Source organism: Photobacterium sp. BZF1, assembly GCF_014349205.1.
Taxonomy (GTDB): domain Bacteria; phylum Pseudomonadota; class Gammaproteobacteria; order Enterobacterales; family Vibrionaceae; genus Photobacterium.
The window spans coordinates 1-22,277 of sequence record NZ_JACSOF010000112.1; the positions used below are offsets into that span (position 1 = coordinate 1).

Sequence of the window (22,277 nt, forward strand, 5' to 3'; positions counted from 1 at the left end):
CATTTTCTTTTAGCTCATCGATGTCAAGCTCTTCGCTCTTATTCTTTAGCTTTTCCCAGAACCTTCTCTTCCTAGGACCTCGTTCCCGGCTTCCCAGAGCCTGCTCTTCCTCGAATCTCGTTCCCGATTTTCCTAGTGCCTGCTCTTTCACCTATCGCCTCTAGCCCCAGAACGAAAAAAACCGCCCGGAGGCGGTTTTTTGATTAGCGGGACCTGCTGCGCTTAGTGCGCTGGCTCAAGGTCGCTGCTGAACTGGAAGTCCAGTTCATCGTTGACGATATCAACGCGCACCGAGCCACCGTTGACCAAGCTACCGAATAGCAGCTCATTGGCCATTGGTTTCTTCAGGTTGTCCTGAATCACGCGGGCCATTGGACGGGCACCCATCGCCTTGTCGTAGCCTTTATTGGCCAGCCATTCACGGGCTTTCGAAGACACTTCCATTGAGACGCCACGGGCATCCAATTGTGCCTGCAACTCGACAATGAACTTATCGACCACCTGGGAGATAACATCTTTCTCAAGATGGTTGAACCAGATGATACCGTCTAGGCGGTTACGGAACTCAGGCGTGAACACACGCTTGATTTCACCCATTGCATCATGGCTGTGATCCTGCTGGATCAAACCGATCGACTTGCGAACCGTCTCGGTCACACCGGCGTTGGTTGTCATCACCAAAATCACATTACGGAAGTCAGCCTTGCGACCATTGTTGTCCGTCAGCGTACCGTTATCCATCACCTGTAGTAGCAGGTTAAAGACATCCGGGTGGGCTTTCTCGATTTCATCAAGCAGTACCACAGCATGCGGATGCTTGATAACCGCGTCGGTCAACAGACCGCCCTGATCGTAACCAACATAACCAGGAGGCGCACCGATTAGGCGGCTCACCGTATGACGCTCCATGTATTCAGACATGTCAAAGCGAAGCAGCTCAATACCCAGTGTACGTGCAAGCTGAACCGTTACTTCCGTTTTACCCACGCCAGTAGGACCAGCGAACAGGAATGAGCCCACAGGCTTATTCTCAGCGCCCAGACCAGCACGGCTTAGCTTGATCGCCTCGGTAAGCACATCGATAGCCGGATCCTGTCCGAAGACTAGCATCTTCAGCTTATTATCAAGCTTCTGCAGTACATCACGGTCGCTGGAAGAAACCGATTTTTCAGGGATACGTGCCATCTTGGCAATCATCGCCTCGATATCACTGACATTAACGGTCTTCTTACGACGACTCGCTGGTGCCAAGCGGCAACGGGCACCGGCTTCATCAATAACATCAATCGCTTTATCCGGTAGGTGGCGCTCATTGATGTACTTCGCCGACAGCTCAACCGCGGCACGGATAGCCTTGTTGGTAAAGCGAACTTCGTGGTGCGCTTCGTACTTCGGCTTGAGGCCCATCAGAATCTTAGTGGTATCATCCAGCGAAGGTTCGATAATGTCGATTTTCTGGAAACGGCGAGACAGTGCACGCTCTTTCTCAAAAATATTGCTGTATTCCTGATAGGTAGTCGAACCCATGCAGCGGAGCTTACCGTTACTCAACAGCGGCTTGATAAGGTTAGCCGCATCGACCTGTCCACCCGATGCCGCACCCGCACCAATGATGGTATGGATTTCATCAATAAACAGGATGGCTTGCTCTTCTTTCTCCAGCTGCTTCAAAATTGCCTTGAAGCGCTTCTCGAAGTCACCACGGTATTTGGTACCAGCCAGTAGCGAACCAATATCCAGAGAGTAGATCACACAATCTTTGATCACTTCTGGTACTTGGCCTTCGACAATACGCCAAGCCAAGCCTTCGGCAATCGCCGTTTTACCTACACCGGCCTCACCCACCAGCAGCGGGTTGTTCTTACGGCGACGACACAATACCTGCACTGTGCGCTCGAGTTCAGTATCACGGCCGATTAACGGATCAACCCCACCCGCACGGGCTAGTTGGTTGAGGTTGGTAGCAAAGTTTTCTAGCTTGTCTTCCGAACCCTGTTCTGAACGTGGCTCTTCGCCACCCACATCTGGGCCGTTGATATCGTCGTTGTCGCTATCTTTAACTGTGCCATGAGAAATGAAATTAACCACATCCAAACGGCTAATATCGCTCTTCTTGAGCAGGTATGCAGCATGTGATTCCTGCTCGCTGAAGATAGCAACCAGTACATTAGCTCCAGTCACTTCACTACGACCAGAAGACTGAACGTGGAATACAGCACGCTGTAATACACGCTGGAAGCTGAGTGTAGGCTGAGTTTCCCTGCTTTCGTCATCCACTGGGATCAGTGGGGTCGTTTGTTCAATAAACGAATCAAGCTCTTTGCGCAGCGTATCCAAATTAGCTCGGCAGGCCACCAAGGCCTCTTGCGCCGCTGGATTTTCCAATAATGCCAACAGCAGATGTTCAACCGTCATAAACTCATGACGCTTCTCTCTTGCCCGCGCAAAGGCAGCATTCAAGCTCGCTTCAAGTTCTTTATTTAGCATAAGGCACCTCCCCTAAATACCACTCAAATATGGCGTGCCGGAAAAAGACTATGCCTTTTCCATCGTACACAGTAGCGGATGTTCATGCTCCCTCGCATACATCATCACCTGGGCCACCTTGGTCTCGGCTACCTCGGCAGTGAAGGTTCCGCACACCGCTTTCCCCTCGTAATGCACAGTTAGCATCAACTGTGTTGATTTCTCCAGATCCATGGAGAAGAACTTCTGTAACACTTCTATCACAAAATCCATCGGTGTGTAATCATCATTGTTCAAAATTACTTTGTACATCGATGGTGGTTTTGTCTGGACTTCCTCTTCTTCCAATACATCGGAGTCGGGAATAATCCACTCGTATAACTTACTCATAACTTTAACTTACCAGTACGATAGGAATAGTCTACCAAGAAACAATGAGTTAAATATCATCTCTGTTTACAAGGCGTGTCCGACCACCATTTTCCTACCCCTATATTCAGACTAATGCACACATTGTATTCCAGCAAATCAGAGATGACTATGACTAAGCCGACAATCCGGACGAATTACCACCGTTTCCAACCAAAGTGGGAGATCACGCCAGAATGCAAGCATTTGCATAAAATACGTGCCAGAAAAGCTATTGCATGCAGAAATATGTCAAAAATTTCGCATAACACCACATTTTAACAAAATGTTATAGGCACAGCTTGACTGCCTAACTCTTTTTACTAAAGTGTAACTTGTAGTAGATATTAACTGCATCAAATTAGCATTAGTATGCAAGTCGTGTTAAAAAGGAGATGCAGACTAATGCAAAATGGAACTTGAATGCACAGAAGGAAGTAAGCATGGCGACAGGTACAGTTAAATGGTTTAATAACGCTAAGGGATTTGGTTTTATCTGCCCTGAAACAGGCGAAGGCGATATTTTCGCCCATTATTCGACTATTCAGATGGATGGTTACCGCACACTCAAAGCTGGTCAGCAAGTCAGCTATACAGTGGAGACTGGGCCAAAAGGGTTCCATGCTAAGGAAATCATTCCCGTTGAAGGTGAAGCGGTCAAATAGAAGACTTCACCTAACGATTCTTTCTGAAGGCGAGCTAAGGCTCGTCTTTTTTATTTCCCTCACTTTTTTCTCCCTTTACCTAGCGACCCACGCCCATTTCGCCAACAATATAAAATGAATAATCAATGCATACTTCTTCACTTTGCCAGCAACATTGAAATTTAACGAACCAGTTACAAACAGGAAATTTTAACCCGAACAGTAGCAAAATAGAGACACAAAAAAGCCCAACCTAAGTTGGGCTTTTTTGCATTTTATCGCAATGATGAAACAGAATTACATCTGCTCAATCATGTCATCTGCGAACTCAGAACACTTACGCAGTGTCGCACCGTCCATTAGACGCTCGAAATCGTAAGTCACTGTCTTGTTGCTGATCGCCGCTTCCATAGAGCTGATGATAAGATCAGCCGCTTCGGTCCAGCCTAGGTGGCGAAGCATCATTTCCGCAGATAGGATCAGTGAACCAGGGTTAACCTTGTCCTGACCAGCGTACTTAGGCGCTGTACCGTGAGTAGCTTCGAACAGTGCAACACCATCACCGATGTTCGCACCAGGGGCGATACCGATACCACCAACCTGAGCAGCCAATGCATCAGAGATGTAGTCACCGTTTAGGTTCATCGTTGCAATCACATCGTACTCTGCTGGGCGCAGCAGGATTTGCTGCAGGAACGCATCTGCAATGCTGTCCTTGATGATGATTTCTTTACCCGTATTCGGGTTCTTCAGTGTCATCCATGGGCCGCCGTCAAGCAGCTCAGCACCGAACTCCTCTGCAGCCACTTCGTAACCCCAATCTTTGAAGGCACCTTCGGTGAACTTCATGATGTTACCTTTGTGGACCAGCGTTAGCGAGTCACGGTCGTTATCAATAGTGTACTGAAGCGCAGCGCGAACTAGGCGCTTGGTGCCTTCTTCAGAAACTGGCTTGATACCAACACCACACTGCTGTGGGAAGCGGATCTTAGTTGCGCCCATTTCGTCTTGCAGGAACTTGATAACTTTATCAGCTTCTTCAGTGCCAGCCTTGAACTCAACACCAGCATAGATATCTTCCGAGTTCTCGCGGTAGATAACCATATCTGTCAGTTCTGGTTGCTTAAGTGGGCTTGGTACGCCATCGAAGTAGCGAACAGGGCGGGCACAGATGTATAGGTCTAGCTCTTGGCGAAGTGCAACGTTCAAAGAACGGATGCCACCACCGACTGGAGTAGTCAGAGGACCTTTGATTGCAACTTTGTAGTCACGGATATAATCAAGGGTTTCTTGCGGTAGCCAAGCATCTTCACCATATACTTGCGTTGATTTCTCACCGGTGTAGATTTCCATCCAGGCAATCTTACGGTCACCGCCGTAGGCTTTGTCGACAGCGGCATCAACGACTTTGATCATCGCAGGGCTTACGTCAACCCCAATACCATCACCTTCGATGTAAGGAATGACAGGGTTGTTAGGAACGACCAGTTTACCTTCAGAATCCAGAGTGATTTTCTGACCTTCAGCTGGTACAACTACTTTACTATCCATTTAAATCTCCTAGCGTCCATTTGTTATCTTTTTGTAAGATGCGCGCAAATCATACTTGAAATTTTATCGATACGCCACTCATTGTATTTTTAGCGTATAATAGTCGGGTCAATTTACTTTTCCCTTGTACAACTCGCTATTTATGAAGCCAAACACCTCTTCGCGTCAACCCAAACGTGCCAATAATGAGCGCCGACCATCAAGATTACGAAATAAACCCAAGCGTCCCCGCGGCCCGACAAAGATCATTTTATTTAACAAACCTTATAACGTTCTGACCCAGTTTACCGGTGAACCGGGGGATAAAACCCTGTCTGATTTCGTCCCGGTAAAGGACGTATATCCAGCTGGCCGACTGGACAAGGACAGTGAGGGTTTGCTCGTGCTGACCAATGACGGTGTCCTGCAGGCTCGCCTGACCCAACCGAAATCCAAACAGCCAAAAATCTATTGGGTTCAGGTCGAGGGGGCACCAAGCGAAGACGAACTGGAACAGTTGCGCCGAGGGGTTACCCTCAAAGATGGCCCGACCCTTCCCGCAGGCGTCGAGGTAATGGAAAGCCCTGAAGTCTGGGGGCGTATCCCGCCTATCCGTGAACGGAAAAATATCCCGACCACTTGGCTGGCCATCACCTTAAAAGAAGGCCGAAATCGCCAAGTCCGCCGCATGACTGCACACATCGGCTACCCTACCCTGCGCCTTATCCGCTACAAAATGGCAGATTGGACTGTCAGCGATCTCGCGCCGGGAGAATGGAAAGAAGTCAAAATCGACGCTTCCTAACTGTCTTGCCAGCAGTATTTTACTGCTGGTAAACCCTTCATCTTTTCCTGCTGGCTTTTTGCGAATTTAACGCTAAAAACACTACACTTTTGCTTCGCCCTCATCTATCATTGCCACCAGAAAGCAAACGTTTGCGCAAATGAAAGAATGACGTTGGTAAAATTATTAAAGTGTGATTCCGCTCTCGCTCTGTTTCGGCCAGATGGTTTCTGTTAGAATCGCGCCCTTAACTTTTATTAACGACTGAAGAGTAAAATGTCAGATAACAGCCAGAAAAAAGTCATTGTCGGCATGTCCGGCGGTGTAGATTCCTCGGTATCCGCGTACCTTCTTCTTCAACAGGGCTACCAAGTTGAAGGCCTGTTTATGAAAAACTGGGAAGAAGACGACAACGATGAGTACTGCTCGGCAGCCGAAGATCTCGCTGACGCACAAGCTGTATGTGACAAACTGGGTATCCACCTGCACACCATCAACTTTGCAGCAGAATACTGGGACAACGTGTTCGAGTACTTCCTAGCAGAATACAAAGCAGGCCGTACACCTAACCCAGACATTCTTTGTAACAAAGAAATCAAATTCAAAGCATTTTTGGACTTTGCTGATGAAGTACTGGAAGCCGATTACATTGCTATGGGCCACTACACCCGTCGCAGCTTCCCTACCGCTGAAGGCGAACTACCAAAGATGTTGCGCGGTGTTGATAACAACAAAGATCAGAGCTACTTCCTGTACACACTGAGCCACGAGCAAATTGCCCGTAGCCTATTTCCTGTGGGAGAGTTGGAAAAGCCAGAAGTACGCCGTATTGCTGAAGAGCAGGGCCTGATCACTGCGAAGAAGAAAGATTCAACCGGTATCTGCTTTATTGGTGAGCGTAAGTTCACGGAATTTTTGAGCAAGTACCTACCTGCACAGCCAGGTAATATTGAGACAGCCGATGAAGGTAAAGTCATCGGTGAGCACCAGGGTCTGATGTACCACACCCTAGGCCAGCGCAAGGGCCTACATATTGGTGGCCAGAAAGGCGGCAATGGTAATGAAGAGCCTTGGTTCGTTGTAGATAAAGATGTAAAGCGTAACGTTCTGATTGTTGGCCAGGGTAAAGACCACCCTCGCTTGAAATCAGACGGCTTGGTAGCTGCCCAACTACACTGGGTTGATCGCCAACCAATTCGCGAACCGTTCAAGTGCACGGTTAAAACACGCTACCGCCAGCAAGATATCCCTTGTACCGTTATCCCGGTTGATGACGAAACCATCAAGGTTATCTTTGACGAGCCGCAAATCGCGGTAACGCCAGGCCAGTCAGCTGTATTCTACAGCGGTGAAGTCTGTCTGGGCGGCGGTATTATTGAAAAGCGTATCTAAGGGAGTTGACGCACGTGGCAAACACTGTTTATGACCGTACTATTGCCTTTGCTGGTATTTGTCAGGCCGTAAAGCTAGTTCAAAAGATTGCCCGAGATGGCCATTGCGACCATGACGCACTGGAAGCCAGCCTGAACAGCATTATGGCAACCAATCCGTCTAACACCATCGAGATCTTCGGTAACGAAGCCAACTTGAAAATGGGCCTCGAAGCGCTAGCGGCTGAAATCGACAATACACCGTCAGGCAACGAGATCACTCGCTACCTAGTGAGTGTAATGGCGCTGGAGCGCAAACTGGCAAGCCGCCGTGACAGCATGGCGCAGCTTGGCGACCGTATCAGTACCGCCCAACGCCAAACGGATCATTTCGAGCTGCTGGAAGACCAGATGATCAGCAATTTGGCCAGTATCTACCTGGATATCATCAGCCCATTGGGCCCACGTATCCAAGTGACCGGTACCCCGGCTCAGCTCCAGCAGCAGAGTGTGCAGCACAAAGTGCGTGCTCTACTTCTCGCCGCGATTCGCTCTGCGGTGCTATGGCGTCAGGTCGGTGGCAAACGCCGCCATTTGATCTTCGGACGCAAACAGATGGTCGAACAGGCGAAAATCCTACTGGCCCGCTGCTAAGCAATATTTTGTGCCAGCCTCAGGTTGGCACTTTTTCATCCCCTTGCGCCATTTTTGCAAGGGTGAAAGTTACACCTTGTTTAAACCTTAATTGATCAGGAGAGAGCAACATGGAACTGTCAGCATTGACTGCTGTTTCCCCAGTAGACGGCCGCTACGGAAGTAAAACGATTGCACTACGCAGCATTTTCAGTGAATTTGGTCTGCTAAAGTACCGCACAATCGTTGAAATCCGCTGGCTACAAAAACTTGCCGCTACTGATGCTATCGTGGAAGTTCCTGCGTTCAGCGCTGAAGCCAATGCCTTCCTAGACCGCATTGCTGCTGAGTTCAGCGAAGAAGACGCAATGCGCATCAAGACTATTGAGCGCACGACTAACCACGATGTAAAAGCTGTTGAATACTTCCTGAAAGAAAAAGTCGCTGAAGTACCAGAGCTACACGCAGTGAACGAATTCATTCACTTCGCATGTACATCTGAAGATATCAACAACACTTCTCACGCACTGATGCTACATGAAGCGCGCGAGCAAGTTATCCTGCCTGAAATCCGCAACGTTATCGATGCGATCAAAGGCCTAGCCAACGAATACCGTGAAGTACCGCTTCTTTCTCGTACCCACGGCCAGCCAGCTTCTCCATCAACAATGGGTAAAGAAATGGCTAACGTTGCATACCGTATGGAACGTCAGTACAAGCAGATCGAAAACGTTGAAATTCTTGCGAAAATCAACGGCGCAGTAGGTAACTACAACGCTCACCTATCAGCTTACCCAGAAGTTGACTGGCACCAGTTCAGCGAAGAGTTCATCACTGAATCTCTTGGCGTAACTTGGAACCCATACACCACCCAGATCGAACCGCACGATTACATCGCAGAGCTATTCGATGCTATCGCTCGCTTCAACACTATCCTTCTTGACTTCGACCGTGACGTTTGGGGCTACATCGCTCTGGGTCACTTCAAGCAGAAGACAATCGCGGGTGAGATCGGCTCTTCAACGATGCCGCACAAAGTTAACCCAATCGACTTTGAAAACTCTGAAGGTAACCTTGGCCTAGCGAACGCAATCTTTGGCCACCTAGCACAGAAACTGCCTGTTTCTCGCTGGCAGCGTGACCTGACTGACTCAACAGTTCTCCGTAACCTAGGTGTAGGTTGTGGCTATGCAATCATTGCATACACTTCAACCCTGAAAGGTATCAGCAAGCTAGAAGTTAACCAGGCTGCGCTTGAAGCTGAGCTAGACAACAACTGGGAAGTACTGGCTGAGCCGGTACAGACTGTTATGCGTCGCTACGGTATCGAAAAGCCATACGAGAAGCTAAAAGAGCTGACTCGTGGCAAGCGTGTTGACGGCGAAGGCATGCGTAACTTCATCGATGGTCTGGAACTACCAGAGCACGAGAAAGCTCGCCTGAAAGAAATGACCCCAGCGAACTACATCGGTGACGCAGTTAAGCTAACTGACAAACTGTAATCGCACGGTTATAACTGCATAAAACAAGGCCAGCATCATGCTGGCCTTTTTGTTGTTGCCCCTATGTGTTCTCCGTTACCACAATCATGTTTAAGCCTTCATCTTTTCTCGGCTCTTCAAAGTACTGGGTAATATGGTTAAACACTTCTTCGGTATCGAATGCCGCTCGCTCTGGCTGTTCAATCCGCCTTTGTGCGAGTTGTTTAAGGCATTGCTCGTTACTTACTTGCAAGTAAACTAACTCATGATCGGCACCGGCCTCAGAAGCAATAGATGACAACCAAGCCCTTTGGGCTTGCGTATTGGCAGGAAAGTCCAACACCACATCAGTACCGGTTAATAAAATACGTTTAACATGCTCCCGGACTACTGCTTTTAGCAAACTCGAATAAGTGACGTAATCCTTGAGCGTAGCAATCTTGCCAGGGTAGAGCGCAGCCAACCATTCATCTTCTGATATCAAGACAGCATTCCTATCAACGGCAACTTGCTTTGATTTCGTTGACTTTCCGGCTGCCATCTTACCGCAGAAGAAAACCAGTTTTCCTGTCATATCATTCACCGATTCCCTTTAATCACATCAAGCAATGCTTGGTACTCAGAAACATGGCTTCCTGAAAAATTATCCATCCCAGGTTTTGTCAATGTCCCTTTCGACCCAGCAATGTAGCTTTTAATGGTTTTGGTAGGGTTTTCATGCCAGGAAATATTAAAGGCCGCAAGTTTGGGAAAGAAATACATCGACGAGTAATCTGGCACATTATCATGTATCCACCAAGCTAAAGCTTGCCAGTGTCCTGTCTGCTCGTAATAGGGAAGAAAGGAATTTACAACAATACAAGCAGTTGCACCCATATGGCCATCTTTATCCCTGTAGTCCCAAATATGCCCGGCATAATTGGCTTCATTACGAGCACAGTTATATTGATTTTTCTTTTCAGCCCCTTTCCCATTTACCAACGGTGAACGGTAGGCAGAGCGAATAGAAATACGCCCAAACTGTTGCTGTATTGGCTCCAATACCCTACTGCACAATTGTTTTCCTGCCTCTACCGCAACATCTGGGTAGTCGGGAATGTTAGGGATATTTTCAATCTGAGAGATCTCTGAATATAAAAAATCCCTCATAAAAAAACTGGGAGATAGTTGAACACGGCCAAGTTCTTCGAGTGTTTTAACTGATTTGGGTGATTTCATCTGAGCTCTCCATGCTTCTGATTGAATATCGCTTACCTAGCCCGCCCGACTGCCATTGGGGATAGTACTTTCCGGCACCGCAAGGCAAGGCGTTAGCTTATCAGCATAGCCAATATCAAACAGCATTCCCTGTGAAACCTCGCCAGCCATTTTTTGCTCCGGAAGGTTTACCACGAACAATGCCTGCTTGCCTTCAATCTCATACGGGTTTTCACGTTCTTGCTTTATCCCGGCAAGAATGGTGCGGACATGATCACCAAAATCGACCGTCAGCTTCATTAATTTCTTGGACTTTTCAACTTCCGTAACAGAAGTAATAGTGCCGACTCGGATATCCAGTTTTTCAAAGTCATCAAACGTGATTAGCTCTTTGATCGGTGCAGGCTTCATTGTCATTCTCGCATCTTCAATAATTGGTAAAGGTCTGAATTTTCAAACCTATCATTTTCCCAACCAGCAAATAAAGACTTCCCTCACGAAATACCCCCAACCTTTCCCTAAAGCTACGAGGTGCTTTCAGATACAAAGTGGTTGGGCAGCGAAAGTAGATTAGAGAGATCTCAAGCATAGATTTTACCCCTTCTGTTATCCTATACTCGTCCATCTCAACCCACTAACAATATAAAAGGAGGTATACCATGACTACGTGTGAATTGAACTTCGCACACTTCTTTGGCAATCAGCCAAGCTCAAGTTTTACTGGTATCGTGCTGCGATAACCTCTGCTTGAGCGAAGTTTCCAATAAACCAGACTAGAGTCTCTTCCCTCTAGCTTACCGGGTTATTGTCAGCAGTGTTTGACAATAGGTACAAGTGTGCCTGTAAATCTTGAGTAAGCCATGAGCACTTTACTATCTGCACAATCTGTTTCTTATCACACAACTTCAGCACCTTTGCTTGAAGAGATTTCCTTCACCCTGACAAAAGGTGACCGCATCGGGCTTGTTGGCCACAACGGATGTGGAAAAAGCACCCTACTACGTTTACTTAGCGGTAATATCCAACCGCTTTCAGGTTTGATCACAACATCAAGCCATTGTCTGATGGCGCACGTAGAACAACATCTACCGGCCAATATTGAGTCGCTTTCGATGTTGGATGCGGTCGTCGAAAAGCTCCCAGCCAACGAACGTCAACAAGAATCCTGGCGCGCCGAGCTACTACTTGCTGACATGGGCTTTTGCGATTCAGACTGGCAACTGACTTCGGGCAGCCTAAGCGGTGGCCAGCATACCCGCCTATTGCTGGCCCGGGCCCTTATCCAACAACCAGACTTACTGCTGCTCGACGAGCCAAGTAACCACCTGGACTTACCCACACTGTTATGGCTTGAGCAGTTCTTATTAGGCTGGAAAGGCAGCTTTGTTCTGGTGTCCCATGACAAGCGCCTACTCGATAAAGTAACCAACTGTACCTGGATACTCCGCGACAACACCTTAGGTTTTTTCCGACTGCCATGCTCAGAGGCACTACAAGCACTTGAGGCCAACGATGAAGCTGCGCAGCTTCGCCACCAGGCTGAACAGAAGGAAATTGACCGTATAGAAAAAAGCGCCAAGCGATTAGCGGTTTGGGGGCAGGTTTATGACAACGAAGATCTATCCAGAAAAGCCAAGCATATGGAGAAGCGGCTTGACCGACTCAAAGGTGCACAAACCGACTTAACCGCAGGCACACCATGGCAACTGACCCTATCAGGTGAGGCCCTGCCTGCAGATAGACTGCTAAATATATCTGATATGCAAATCCGGCCGTCAGAAAGTGCCCCTGTACTTTTCCACCTGTTGGCGCAGCAGATCAAAAGTGGCGACAAGCTGGCTCTTATTGGCCGTAATGGCTGCGGGAAGTCATCGTTGTTGAAGATGCTGTGGCAGGCATACAAAGCACCGGACCTCTCGAATGAAAATATCCAATTCCATCCACGTTGCCGCTTGGGCTTCTATGACCAAACACTAAAACAACTGCACGATGAAGATAACCTGATAGATGCGCTAAGGTCGTTCACCAACCTGCCGCAGGAAAGACGGAAAATGGCATTAATCAGCGCCGGTTTCGCCTACAGCCGTCATTCCCAACAGGTGAAGTCACTGAGCGGTGGCGAACGTTCCCGGTTACTTATGCTCGGTCTGTCGCTGGCCAACTACCACTTGTTGTTGCTCGACGAGCCGACCAACCATTTGGACCTACAAGGCAAAGCAGAACTTGCTGCCACCCTTGAGAAGTTTGAGGGCGGGTTTATGTTGGTAACCCATGACCGTGAACTGATCGAAACCAGTTGCAACCGCTACTGGCTAATAGAAGATGGCAAGCTCAGTCAATGGCATGATATTGAAAAGCTCTATGCCGCATTGGATGCTACACAACCGGTTTCCGGTAATGGTCACCCAGCCAAAGCACCCGACACCATAGCCACACCGGAATCTACCCCTGAGCCGTCAACACAAGACACACAGCTAGAGCGGCTTTTCGAACTCGAAGCCCTTTTGGAAGCGGATTTAAACCGCAAGGAAAAATACCAGAAACCTCGGCTCCAACAGCAATGGCGCGAACAAATTGCCCAACTTAATGTTGAATTAGGCTTTGAATAAACAGATTGAGAATTTAATGATGAATAACAAGACCCACATCCCTGAAGACATTGCTGCACACAACCAAGCGGCCTGGGACAACTATGTTACCGAAGAAGTGATCTGGACAGTCCCGGTATCCAGTGAAGTGATTGCAAAAGCTAGGGAAGGTGAATATGCAGTGAGCCTCGGTGCCAATAGTGATGTACCACGCAACTGGTTTCCAGAACAGTTGGAGGGCGTGAAGATTTTATGCCTTGCCTGTGGCGGCGGACAGCAAGCTCCAATACTTGCTGCGGCCGGTGCACAGGTTACCGTCATGGATATTTCAGCCAAGCAACTCGAGCAAGACTGTAAAGTTGCCCAGCAGGAAGCTCTCCCCCTAACTACCATTCAAGGAGATATGCGGGACTTATCAGCCTTTACCGATAACAGCTTCGATATTGTTTTCTGTCCAGTATCGATTACCTATATTCCAAACCTAAAACCACTCTTTAGCGAAGCCTACCGGGTACTTTCTATAGGGGGTAGCTTTATGCTAGGAGCCCCCAACCCTGCCATCTATCTGTTTGATGCCGATAAATGGGAAGAGGGCGTTTACCTGGTGAGCAACACACTGCCGTTCAACTCACTCGATGAACTGAATGAAGAGCAACGCCGGCAATTTATGGCAGACAACAAAGCAATTGAATATAGCCATACCCTATCCAGTATTATTGGAGGGCAAATAGAAGCCGGCTTTAAGATAGATGGCTTTTACGAGGATAGCCTTGATGAGAGCCTGTCTCGCTATTTCAAGGACTACTTCGCAACCAAGGCCATCAAAGGTTAGGGGCAACAACAAGCCGTTCGAATAAAAACCGCCTCTCAAGAAACGCTATTCTTTGAGAGGCGGCACGTTGACTATACCTTGAACTGGCCCGCCAGCGATTGCTGGTGTTTGGACAGTTCTGCCAGACGCTCACCAATGCCTGCTGATTTCTCGGCCTGTTCAAGGATATTCTCACTCAAGCCCCGGATATTCGATACATTACGGTTCACTTCAGCCGATACCGCTTGCTGTTCCTGCGCCGCATGCATAATCTGCTCATTCATCGACTGGATAGAGGCTACTGCCTCTGTAATTTGACCAAGGCTGACTACCGCCTGGCCAACTTGAGAGGAGGTCTCTCCCGCTAACTGGTTGCCCTCTTCAATGGCAACCACAACATCACGGGTACCTTGTTGTAAAACTTCAATCACTGTACGGATCTGCCCAACAGAATCATGGGTCCGGCTGGCAAGCTGACGAACCTCATCGGCAACAACCGCAAAACCACGCCCTTGCTCACCGGCCCGGGCAGCTTCAATAGCGGCATTCAAAGCCAACAGGTTTGTTTGCTCTGAGATCCCTTCAATCACCTGAAGGATTTGATTGATATCTTCACTATTGGTTTCAAGCTCCTTGGCAACAGGCACGGCATTCTCCATCCTGTTCACCAAGCTATCCATCGAAGCTGCTGATTGCTTGATCACCCCGTGACCATCACGCACTGCGCTGTCTGCCTGGCCCGCTGCAACAACAGCGGTTTCGGTGTAACCCACAACTTGCTCGGCCGTCTGTGCTAACTCTTCCGATGCGGTTGCCACCATATCCACTTCACGGAATTGGGCCTGGCTGCCATCCCGGGTATGGTTAGCGACTTCAGCCGCTTGCCTAGACGTAGTACCCACATCGTTTACTGCGACCACGACATCACCAATAGTGGCTTGGAGCTTATCCAAGAAGCGGTTGAACCAAAGAGCCAGTTGGCCCACCTCATCATTTTGTGCAACATGCAAACGTTGGGTTAAATCCCCTTCCCCCGTTGCAATATCTTCAAGTCTTTCAGCAACATGGCGTATTGGGGCAACCAAACGAGATGCGGCAAGCACAACTACCAACAAACCCGATATAGCAACCACCAAGCTGGTTACCAACTGCACCCATGTAGATTGGTCACGCTGCTGGGTAATCGCTAAGTCCAAGGCGATAGCCTCTGCCAATACCCGCTCCACCGGCAATTGGATAACGACTCCCCAATTCACCTGCCCGAGCTGAACCGGTGTATAGGCATGTAGCGACTGCTGGTCATTGGTCCAAAGCACCTGCTCTTCACCACCCTGCAGCCAACGCGATAGATCAGCAGGCAACCCGTCCGCTTGATTAAAGACCTGACCGATTCGGCTCTGTAACTGGTCCCAAGCCACAATTGTTCCGTTCTGGCTAATAAGGCTGACATTGCCAGCACTGTCGAACAATGCTTGGTCTACAGATTGAATTAATGGTTGTAGTGGAGAAAGCTGGATATCAATGCCCATTACCCCGACAACCTCGCCATCAATAACGAGCGGAACAGTAATGGTACTGACTACAGGTGCTTGTTGCCCAAACCCTGCCATCAACGGATCCGACACACACATACTTGCTTGGTTATTGATGCACTGCGCCCACAACGCCTGGCTAGTAAGTAATTGTTGCTCCGTATAGATAAACTGCTCGGCTTCGCCAGAAGGCGATTTCGCCCAATAAGGGGCAAAGCGTCCCTGTTCGTTGGCTCCGACATAATCGGCCCCGGCGTAGTTGCCGTCTTCACCGTCTAGGGCATCGGGATTGAACACCACAAAGGCACCGTGAATATTCTCGAATTCATTGACGGTGCGTCGCAATAACTCGCTGATAGATCCACGCAACTCCGAGCTATTAGTGTAATTCTCTTCAGCATTGAATTTTAGGAACAGTACACTCTGGGCCAGCATTTCGGCACGGTGAATCGCCTCATCAAGGTACTGCTGCACTGTGGTGCTCTGCTTTTCAGCTTGGGCCTGGACAACGAGTTGAGACTTTTCTCTAAGAGTGGAATAAACCTGCTCGCTAACGAGTTGCTGATTCTGGGAGGCAAAATAAAATGATAGGCCTGTTAATACTATTACTGTCGCCAGTAAGGCTAGCCCAGCCATCAGGGCTATTTTCCATTTGACGGATAATGACCGCATACAACCATCCTTGTTACTACTTACATCATTCGAGATCGAGCGTTATCTGCACTGTGTCCAGCCTTGGACACGTCGATATATTTTACTTTTTTTTACATCTAGATTACATAACCATCAATAGCATAATTCATTAAATTTATTGATTTTTTCACCATTTTATAAACAAAAAAGGCGCGGTTTTTACACCGCGCCCAAAGCCTGTCACAGGCTTGAATTATTGAACGTTCAAACAAGAAACTGCATGAACATCGCCGCCTTGCAATGACGGCTTTTTACTTGCACATTCATCCGTTGCAACCGGACAGCGAGTACGGAATACACAACCTGAAGGAGGGTTCATCGGTGAAGGTAGATCCCCTTCCAGCAACTCAATATGCTTGCTGCGCTCCAGATCCGGATCAGGGATCGGAACAGCCGACATCAATGCCTTGGTGTAAGGGTGCTTAGGTTCACTAAATAGTGCGTCAGCCTCGCCCATTTCTACCGCATTACCCAGATACATCACCAGTACACGGTCTGAAATGTGTTTTACTACCGACAAGTCGTGGGCAATGAAGATCAGGCTCAAGCCCATTTCTGTCTGCAGCGATTTAAGCAGGTTAACAACCTGAGCCTGGATCGATACATCCAAAGCCGATACCGGCTCATCACAAATGATCATTTTAGGTTTTAGGATCAAGGCACGGGCAATACCGATACGCTGACACTGACCGCCCGAGAATTCATGCGGGTAACGGTTGATCACGTTTGGTAGCAAACCCACTTTCGCCATCATTGCCTTAACTTGCTGTTTCACATCATCAGCCGAAAGCTCAGGGTAGTAGGCTTTCAATGGCTCTGCGATGATTTCACCAACAGTCATACGTGGATTCAATGACGCCAGCGGATCCTGGAAAATCATCTGGATGTCTTTGCGCTTTTCACGCATCTCTTTGTGATCCAGCTTAGTCAGATCTTGACCTAGCCAAACCACATTGCCATCAGTTGCTTCAACCAGCCCAATAACCGCACGGGCGAAGGTTGATTTACCACAACCTGATTCACCCACCACACCCAGTGTTTCACCTTCATATAGGCGAATATCAACACCATCAACGGCTTTAAGGCTTAGTGGCTTGGTCCACGGCCACGCAGATTTTTGTGCAATACTGAAGTGAACCTTCAGATCATGAATATCAAGTAATACTTTCTTTTGAGCTTCCATTACCACGTCCCCACATCAGAAAAACACGCACGTAAACGACCTTCAGTAAATGCCTTCAATTGAGGCGCTTCTTGCGAACAACGGCTAGATACACGGTGGCATCGTTCCTGGTAAGGACAGCCGACTGGCAAACTCAGTAAGTTCGGTGGGTTTCCAGGGATCGTTGGTAGCTCTTCGCCCTCAGTATCAAGGCGAGGAATAGCTTTCAGCAAACCTTCGGTATACGGGTGTGATGGTTTGTAGAAGATCTCATTAATCTTGCCGTATTCCATGGTACGGCCAGCATACATAACCAGTACTTTGTCACAGCTACCGGCAACCACACCAAGATCGTGGGTGATCATAATGATCGCGGTGTTGAAGTCATTCTTCAGCTCGTTGAGCAACTCCATGATCTGTGCCTGAACGGTTACATCCAATGCCGTTGTTGGCTCATCGGCAATCAACAGCTTAGGACGGCATAGCAGTGCCATGGCAATCATTACACGCTGGCGCATACCGCCAGAGAATTCGTGCGGGTACATGGTGATTCGCTTACGGGCTTCCGGAATTTTAACCGCTTCCAGCATACGCACACTTTCTTCGAATGCTTCGGATTTGCCCATACCTTTGTGTAGCATCAGCACTTCCATCAGCTGATCGCTCACTTTCATGTACGGGTTCAGCGACGTCATCGGATCCTGGAAAATCATCGCGATTTGCTCGGCGCGGATCCGGTTAAGTTCTTTTTCTGGTAGGTTCAAGATCTCGCGGCCTTCAAATTTTGCACTGCCGCCGATCATGCCGTTTTTAGCCAGTAGGCCCATGATGGAGAATACGGTTTGGCTCTTGCCTGAGCCAGATTCCCCAACGATACCCAAGGTCTCACCCTGGTTGAGCGAAAAGTTGAGATCGTTTACCGCGGTGACAATGCCGTCTTGAGTTTTAAATTCTACGCGTAGATCTTTGACATCTAATAAGCTCATAGTATTTCCTTATAATCTTTCTACCCATGCCCTACCGCCTGCTTCCGTGGCGGTAGGCCAGGTCTTCTTGTTATCTGTCTTTTGGATCCAGTGCGTCACGCAGACCGTCACCCACATAGTTAAAGCAGAACAGCGTAACCACCATAAATGCCGCTGGGAACATCAGCTGCCAAATGGCGACTTCCATCGTTTGCGAACCTTCCTGAAGCAATGCGCCCCAGCTGGTCATTGGTTCCTGAACACCCAAGCCGAGGAAACTCAGGAATGACTCTGTCAGGATCATAGATGGAACTAACAAGGTTGAATAAACCGCTACGATACCCAAAACATTAGGTACGATATGGCGGGTAATGATACGCCACTGGCTAACGCCGGATACACGTGCAGCCTCAATGAACTCTTTGCTACGCAATGACAGGGTTTGACCACGTACGATACGTGCCATATCGAGCCATGAAATCGCACCAATGGCCACGAAGATCAGCATGATGTTACGGCCAAAGAAAGTTACCAGTACGATCACGAAGAACATGAACGGAATCGAGTACAGGATTTCCAGAATACGCATCATCACACGGTCGGTACGGCCACCGATAAAACCCGAGGTTGCACCGTAAAGCGTACCAATCAAAACCGCGACCAGTGCGCCCATGATCCCTACCATCAAGGAAATACGGCCACCAACCAATGTACGGGTGAACAAGTCACGGCCAAGGCTGTCTGTACCAAAGAAGTGGCCTTCCGGGCCAAAGCTTGGTGCGGCGTGCAATGCATACCAGTCGGTATCATCGAATGCATAATTACTGAACATTGGGCCAAAGATAACCGCCAAGGTGATCAAGCAAAGGATCGTCAAGCTCACCATTGCAGCCTTGTTTCGCATAAAGCGGATACGGGCATCCTGCCACAAGCTACGGCCTTCAATTTCCAATTGCTCGGAGAATTTTTCAACCGCGTCTACATTTTCTTTTTTAGTCAGCATCATCGGTTGGGCTCCTTAGTAACGGATTTTCGGGTCAATGTACGCCAGAACAATGTCGACAATGGCGTTGAAGATAATGGTCAAAGAACCAATCAGGATTGTGATACCCAATACTAGAGAGTAATCACGGTTAAAGGCAGCGTTAACGAACAGCTTACCGATGCCCGGTAGGCCGAAAATTGTTTCGATAACTACCGAACCCGTGATGATACCGACGAAAGCCGGGCCCATGTAGGAGACAACTGGCAGCAGTGCAGGCTTAAGGGCATGCTTGATAATGATATAGCCGTAACTCAGGCCCTTTGCACGAGCGGTGCGGATGAAGTTACTGTTGAGGGTTTCGATCATGCTACCACGGGTTATACGGGCAAACGTTGCCACGTAAAGCAGTGACATACCCATCATTGGCAACAGCATGAACTTCAGGCCGCCATCGTTCCAGCCACCAGCTGGAAGCCAACCCAAGTTAATAGAGAAGATGTAGATCAGTACCGGGGCGAGTATAAACGACGGCATAACCACCCCGGCCATGGCCGTCGACATTATGCAGTAGTCTATCCAACTGTTTTGCTTCAAGGCGGCAATGGTACCGACGGTGACCCCCATCACCAATGCAAAAATAAAGGCAAAGAAACCGATTTTCGCCGAAACAGGCAGGGCTTTGGACACCAACTCGTTAACGGTGAAATCTTTGTACTTGAATGAAGGACCAAAATCACCCTGTACGATGTTGCCAAGGTACGTGGTGTATTGCTCGAATACAGGCTTATCTAGGCCATACTTGGCTTCGATGTTCGCCATGACTTCCGGAGGAAGCGGACGCTCGCTGGAAAATGGGTTACCTGGTGCAAAGCGCATCAGGAAAAAGGAAATTGTGATTAGCACCAACAGGGTTGGTATTGCTTCAAAAATCCGTTTTGCGATGAATTTAATCATAAACTCCACCGTTCTATTTAGTCTGTGACAGTCGAAAATTTACTGGCGTGAAATACCAGAAAGGGCACTGCTCCCGTCCTGAGAGCAGCGCTTATTATCATGCTTCTTGCTGGTTATTATTCAGCAATGATGTACATATCTTTGGTGAAGAGCTTGTCTTCTGCGTTGTTCGCAGGGTAGCCACCCACTTGCGGGTTAACCAGACGCGCTTTCACATATTGGTAGATAGGAGCAATTGGCATATCTTCCGCTAGCTGTTTTTCAGCCTGGATGTATAGCTGCTCACGCTCAGCATCTGAAGTCGACTCCAGTGCTTTCGCCATGATTGCATCATATGCTTTGCTGTTGTATTTAGGGTCGTTAGAACTGTTGTTGCTCTGCATTAGTGACAGGAAGCTAGATGCTTCGTTGTAGTCACCACACCAACCTGCACGCGTTACATCGAAGTTACCTTGACGACGTGTATCTAGGTAAGTCTTCCACTCCTGGTTCTCCAGGTTTGCTGTTACGTTCAGGTTCTTCTTCCACATAGAAGCGATAGCTACCGCGATCTTCTTGTGGTTTTCAGATGTGTTGTAAAGCAGAGTGAAGTTCAGTGGGTTACCTGGGCCGAAGCCTGCTTCTTCTAGTAGCTCTTTCGCTTTCTCGTTACGTTCTTTCTGGGTCATCTGACCGTACTCAGGCGTAACAGGGTTGAAGTTAGCAGTGATTTCCGGCGTCAGGAAGTAACCTGATTTCTGGCCTTGGCCAAGCAGCGCTTTGGTCACGACATCACGGTCAATCGCGTAAGACAGGGCCTTACGGACACGCACATCGTCAAACGGTGCTTTTTGGTTGTTGAAACCGTAGTAGTAAGAACACAGGTTACCTGAAATAGACACTGAATCAGCGTGCTGGCTCTGTAGACGGCGGAAGTGCTCGTTAGGCAGCTCGTTGGTGATGTCGATTTCGCCCGCTAGGAAGCGGTTCATTTCGGCAACTTGGTTTTCGATTGGCAGGAACGTAACCTTGTTGATAACCGTATTGTCGTTATCCCAGTAGTTCTCGTTACGAGTAAGCACGATACGCTCGTTAACTACCCAGTTGTCTAGGGTGTAAGCACCGTTACCAACGAAGTTCTCTGGTTTGGTCCAGTTATCACCGAACTTCTCAACAACCTTGCGGTTAACTGGCTTAACGGTGGTGTGGCCCATCATCTTAACGAAGTATGGTACTGCCTGCTCTAGCTCGATAACCAGTGTGTAGTCATCTTTTGCAGAAACACCCAAAGTTTCTTTGTCTGCTTTACCCGCGATGATTTCATCTGCGTTCTTCATGGTAGTCATTTCTAGGTACCATGAGTAAGGAGATGCTGTTGCAGGGTCGACAGCACGCTTGAAGCTGTACACGAAGTCGTGTGCAGTTACAGGATCGCCGTTAGACCATTTTGCATCTTTGCGCAGGTGGAATGTGAATGAGCGGTTGTCAGTGGTTTCCCAAGACTCTGCAACACCAGGGACAGTGTTACCGTTCTCGTCTTGGTTCACTAGGCCTTCTAGAAGGTCACGGATAACGTGTGACTCTGGCACACCTTCCGTTTTGTGTGGGTCAAGCGAGGCAACTTCAGTACCGTTACCACGAACCAGTTCCTGCTTGTCCGCTAGTTTTACCCCTTCCGGTACGTCAGCAGCAATAGTGGAGAAAGAAGTAGCCGCTACAGCCATACCTGCACCCAGAAGAATCGCCTGGGTAATTTTATTCTTATACATGCATTAGCTCCAATACATCGTTAAATACGTCCTTGCGTTCTCCAGTCGGTGCCATCTCACAATATTTGTATCGTTAGTCCTAAACAACACAAAGCAAACCGAAGAATTGGTCAAAACATTATCAGGCATTGAAGTAATTTGCCACATTTTGATTACAAAAACCGACATAATTCTTAATAAGCAATATGCCGCTAGCAGAACCCACTAGGTGACATAATTGTTGCAGCTAGATCTATCACAAAACCCAAAATCTAGAGAAAAATCCGCCGTATCAGCCAAAAAAAAGTAAAATTTGAATAAATAATTGTAAGATTGAATAAATATAC

At 48.3% G+C, this 22,277-nt stretch carries 19 protein-coding genes; 7 read left to right on the forward strand and 12 right to left on the reverse strand.

Going from position 1 to position 22,277, the window contains the following annotated elements; genetic code table 11:
- Positions 1-222 precede the first annotated feature (222 nt).
- A complete protein-coding gene (gene clpA, locus BIZ37_RS21320) occupies positions 223-2,487 on the reverse strand; it encodes an ATP-dependent Clp protease ATP-binding subunit ClpA (RefSeq protein WP_107298675.1) in 2,265 nt (754 codons plus the stop codon).
- A 48-nt stretch (positions 2,488-2,535) separates the two neighbouring features.
- Positions 2,536-2,856, reverse strand: a complete 321-nt coding sequence (gene clpS, locus BIZ37_RS21325; protein ID WP_107298674.1) for an ATP-dependent Clp protease adapter ClpS — start codon at positions 2,854-2,856, stop codon at positions 2,536-2,538.
- A gap of 461 nt (positions 2,857-3,317) precedes the next feature.
- Here clpS and cspD point away from each other — a divergent pair, with 461 nt between their 5' ends.
- The gene (gene cspD / locus BIZ37_RS21330; RefSeq protein WP_187463223.1) at positions 3,318-3,539 is read left to right on the forward strand and encodes a cold shock domain-containing protein CspD; all 222 of its coding nucleotides are present in this window, start codon (positions 3,318-3,320) and stop codon (positions 3,537-3,539) included.
- A gap of 276 nt (positions 3,540-3,815) precedes the next feature.
- Here the strand turns inward: cspD and icd are convergent, their stop codons facing one another.
- Entirely contained in the window at positions 3,816-5,069 is a 1,254-nt protein-coding gene (gene icd, locus BIZ37_RS21335) for an NADP-dependent isocitrate dehydrogenase (protein ID WP_187463224.1), read from the reverse strand.
- Positions 5,070-5,211: 142 nt separating this feature from the next.
- Between icd and rluE the strand changes: the two genes are divergently transcribed.
- The 4 genes from rluE (at position 5,212) to purB (ending at position 9,337) form a co-directional block, all read left to right on the forward strand.
- Positions 5,212-5,853: a 23S rRNA pseudouridine(2457) synthase RluE gene (gene rluE / locus BIZ37_RS21340; protein WP_187463225.1), complete on the forward strand. Its 642-nt coding sequence runs from the start codon at positions 5,212-5,214 to the stop codon at positions 5,851-5,853.
- Between the two features lie 255 nt (positions 5,854-6,108).
- On the forward strand, positions 6,109-7,224 hold the full coding sequence (gene mnmA / locus BIZ37_RS21345; RefSeq protein ID WP_107298670.1) for a tRNA 2-thiouridine(34) synthase MnmA: 1,116 nt from the start codon (positions 6,109-6,111) through the stop codon (positions 7,222-7,224).
- Positions 7,225-7,238: 14 nt separating this feature from the next.
- The gene (hflD, locus tag BIZ37_RS21350; RefSeq protein WP_107298669.1) at positions 7,239-7,856 is read left to right on the forward strand and encodes a high frequency lysogenization protein HflD; all 618 of its coding nucleotides are present in this window, start codon (positions 7,239-7,241) and stop codon (positions 7,854-7,856) included.
- 110 nt (positions 7,857-7,966) lie between these two features.
- Complete coding sequence (purB, locus tag BIZ37_RS21355) at positions 7,967-9,337, forward strand: adenylosuccinate lyase (RefSeq protein WP_187463226.1); 1,371 nt, start codon at positions 7,967-7,969, stop codon at positions 9,335-9,337.
- A gap of 61 nt (positions 9,338-9,398) precedes the next feature.
- Here purB and BIZ37_RS21360 read toward each other — a convergent pair whose 3' ends face one another.
- From BIZ37_RS21360 to BIZ37_RS21370, 3 genes are read right to left on the reverse strand one after another with little or no spacing between them, the layout of a single operon-like run.
- A complete protein-coding gene (locus tag BIZ37_RS21360) occupies positions 9,399-9,890 on the reverse strand; it encodes an ATP-binding protein (RefSeq protein WP_187463227.1) in 492 nt (163 codons plus the stop codon).
- 5 nt (positions 9,891-9,895) lie between these two features.
- Entirely contained in the window at positions 9,896-10,534 is a 639-nt protein-coding gene (locus BIZ37_RS21365; protein WP_187463228.1) for a peptidase M15, read from the reverse strand.
- A 36-nt stretch (positions 10,535-10,570) separates the two neighbouring features.
- Positions 10,571-10,924, reverse strand: a complete 354-nt coding sequence (locus BIZ37_RS21370; protein WP_187463233.1) for a tRNA-binding protein — start codon at positions 10,922-10,924, stop codon at positions 10,571-10,573.
- Positions 10,925-11,373: 449 nt separating this feature from the next.
- On the opposite strand from BIZ37_RS21370, the gene BIZ37_RS21375 reads away from it, so the two are divergent.
- Both BIZ37_RS21375 and BIZ37_RS21380 read left to right on the forward strand, forming a co-directional pair.
- The gene (locus BIZ37_RS21375; RefSeq protein ID WP_187463229.1) at positions 11,374-13,122 is read left to right on the forward strand and encodes an ABC-F family ATP-binding cassette domain-containing protein; all 1,749 of its coding nucleotides are present in this window, start codon (positions 11,374-11,376) and stop codon (positions 13,120-13,122) included.
- 16 nt (positions 13,123-13,138) lie between these two features.
- The gene (locus BIZ37_RS21380; protein ID WP_222939771.1) at positions 13,139-13,933 is read left to right on the forward strand and encodes a class I SAM-dependent methyltransferase; all 795 of its coding nucleotides are present in this window, start codon (positions 13,139-13,141) and stop codon (positions 13,931-13,933) included.
- Positions 13,934-14,004: 71 nt separating this feature from the next.
- Here BIZ37_RS21380 and BIZ37_RS21385 read toward each other — a convergent pair whose 3' ends face one another.
- The 6 genes from BIZ37_RS21385 to BIZ37_RS21410 form a co-directional block, all read right to left on the reverse strand.
- On the reverse strand, positions 14,005-16,116 hold the full coding sequence (locus tag BIZ37_RS21385) for a methyl-accepting chemotaxis protein (protein WP_187463230.1): 2,112 nt from the start codon (positions 16,114-16,116) through the stop codon (positions 14,005-14,007).
- Between the two features lie 214 nt (positions 16,117-16,330).
- Positions 16,331-17,320, reverse strand: a complete 990-nt coding sequence (gene oppF, locus BIZ37_RS21390; protein WP_107298664.1) for a murein tripeptide/oligopeptide ABC transporter ATP binding protein OppF — start codon at positions 17,318-17,320, stop codon at positions 16,331-16,333.
- A complete protein-coding gene (locus BIZ37_RS21395; protein WP_187463231.1) occupies positions 17,320-18,285 on the reverse strand; it encodes an ABC transporter ATP-binding protein in 966 nt (321 codons plus the stop codon). Before BIZ37_RS21395 ends, oppF begins: the two co-directional genes overlap by 1 nt.
- A gap of 70 nt (positions 18,286-18,355) precedes the next feature.
- Positions 18,356-19,267: an oligopeptide ABC transporter permease OppC gene (gene oppC, locus BIZ37_RS21400; RefSeq protein WP_107298690.1), complete on the reverse strand. Its 912-nt coding sequence runs from the start codon at positions 19,265-19,267 to the stop codon at positions 18,356-18,358.
- A gap of 15 nt (positions 19,268-19,282) precedes the next feature.
- A complete protein-coding gene (oppB, locus tag BIZ37_RS21405; RefSeq protein WP_039463976.1) occupies positions 19,283-20,203 on the reverse strand; it encodes an oligopeptide ABC transporter permease OppB in 921 nt (306 codons plus the stop codon).
- Positions 20,204-20,319: 116 nt separating this feature from the next.
- Positions 20,320-21,951, reverse strand: coding sequence for an ABC transporter substrate-binding protein (locus tag BIZ37_RS21410; RefSeq protein WP_187463232.1), 1,632 nt, complete (start codon positions 21,949-21,951; stop codon positions 20,320-20,322).
- Positions 21,952-22,277 lie beyond the last annotated feature (326 nt).

Coding starts and splice junctions, on each gene's coding strand:
- clpA (WP_107298675.1), bottom strand. CDS start 2,487: ATGCTAAATAAAGAACTTGAAGCGAGCTTGAATGCTGCCTTTGCGCGG.
- clpS (WP_107298674.1), bottom strand. CDS start 2,856: ATGAGTAAGTTATACGAGTGGATTATTCCCGACTCCGATGTATTGGAA.
- cspD (WP_187463223.1), top strand. CDS start 3,318: ATGGCGACAGGTACAGTTAAATGGTTTAATAACGCTAAGGGATTTGGT.
- icd (WP_187463224.1), bottom strand. CDS start 5,069: ATGGATAGTAAAGTAGTTGTACCAGCTGAAGGTCAGAAAATCACTCTG.
- rluE (WP_187463225.1), top strand. CDS start 5,212: ATGAAGCCAAACACCTCTTCGCGTCAACCCAAACGTGCCAATAATGAG.
- mnmA (WP_107298670.1), top strand. CDS start 6,109: ATGTCAGATAACAGCCAGAAAAAAGTCATTGTCGGCATGTCCGGCGGT.
- purB (WP_187463226.1), top strand. CDS start 7,967: ATGGAACTGTCAGCATTGACTGCTGTTTCCCCAGTAGACGGCCGCTAC.
- BIZ37_RS21360 (WP_187463227.1), bottom strand. CDS start 9,890: ATGACAGGAAAACTGGTTTTCTTCTGCGGTAAGATGGCAGCCGGAAAG.
- BIZ37_RS21365 (WP_187463228.1), bottom strand. CDS start 10,534: ATGAAATCACCCAAATCAGTTAAAACACTCGAAGAACTTGGCCGTGTT.
- BIZ37_RS21370 (WP_187463233.1), bottom strand. CDS start 10,924: ATGAAGCCTGCACCGATCAAAGAGCTAATCACGTTTGATGACTTTGAA.
- BIZ37_RS21375 (WP_187463229.1), top strand. CDS start 11,374: ATGAGCACTTTACTATCTGCACAATCTGTTTCTTATCACACAACTTCA.
- BIZ37_RS21380 (WP_222939771.1), top strand. CDS start 13,139: ATGATGAATAACAAGACCCACATCCCTGAAGACATTGCTGCACACAAC.
- BIZ37_RS21385 (WP_187463230.1), bottom strand. CDS start 16,116: ATGCGGTCATTATCCGTCAAATGGAAAATAGCCCTGATGGCTGGGCTA.
- oppF (WP_107298664.1), bottom strand. CDS start 17,320: ATGGAAGCTCAAAAGAAAGTATTACTTGATATTCATGATCTGAAGGTT.
- BIZ37_RS21395 (WP_187463231.1), bottom strand. CDS start 18,285: ATGAGCTTATTAGATGTCAAAGATCTACGCGTAGAATTTAAAACTCAA.
- oppC (WP_107298690.1), bottom strand. CDS start 19,267: ATGCTGACTAAAAAAGAAAATGTAGACGCGGTTGAAAAATTCTCCGAG.
- oppB (WP_039463976.1), bottom strand. CDS start 20,203: ATGATTAAATTCATCGCAAAACGGATTTTTGAAGCAATACCAACCCTG.
- BIZ37_RS21410 (WP_187463232.1), bottom strand. CDS start 21,951: ATGTATAAGAATAAAATTACCCAGGCGATTCTTCTGGGTGCAGGTATG.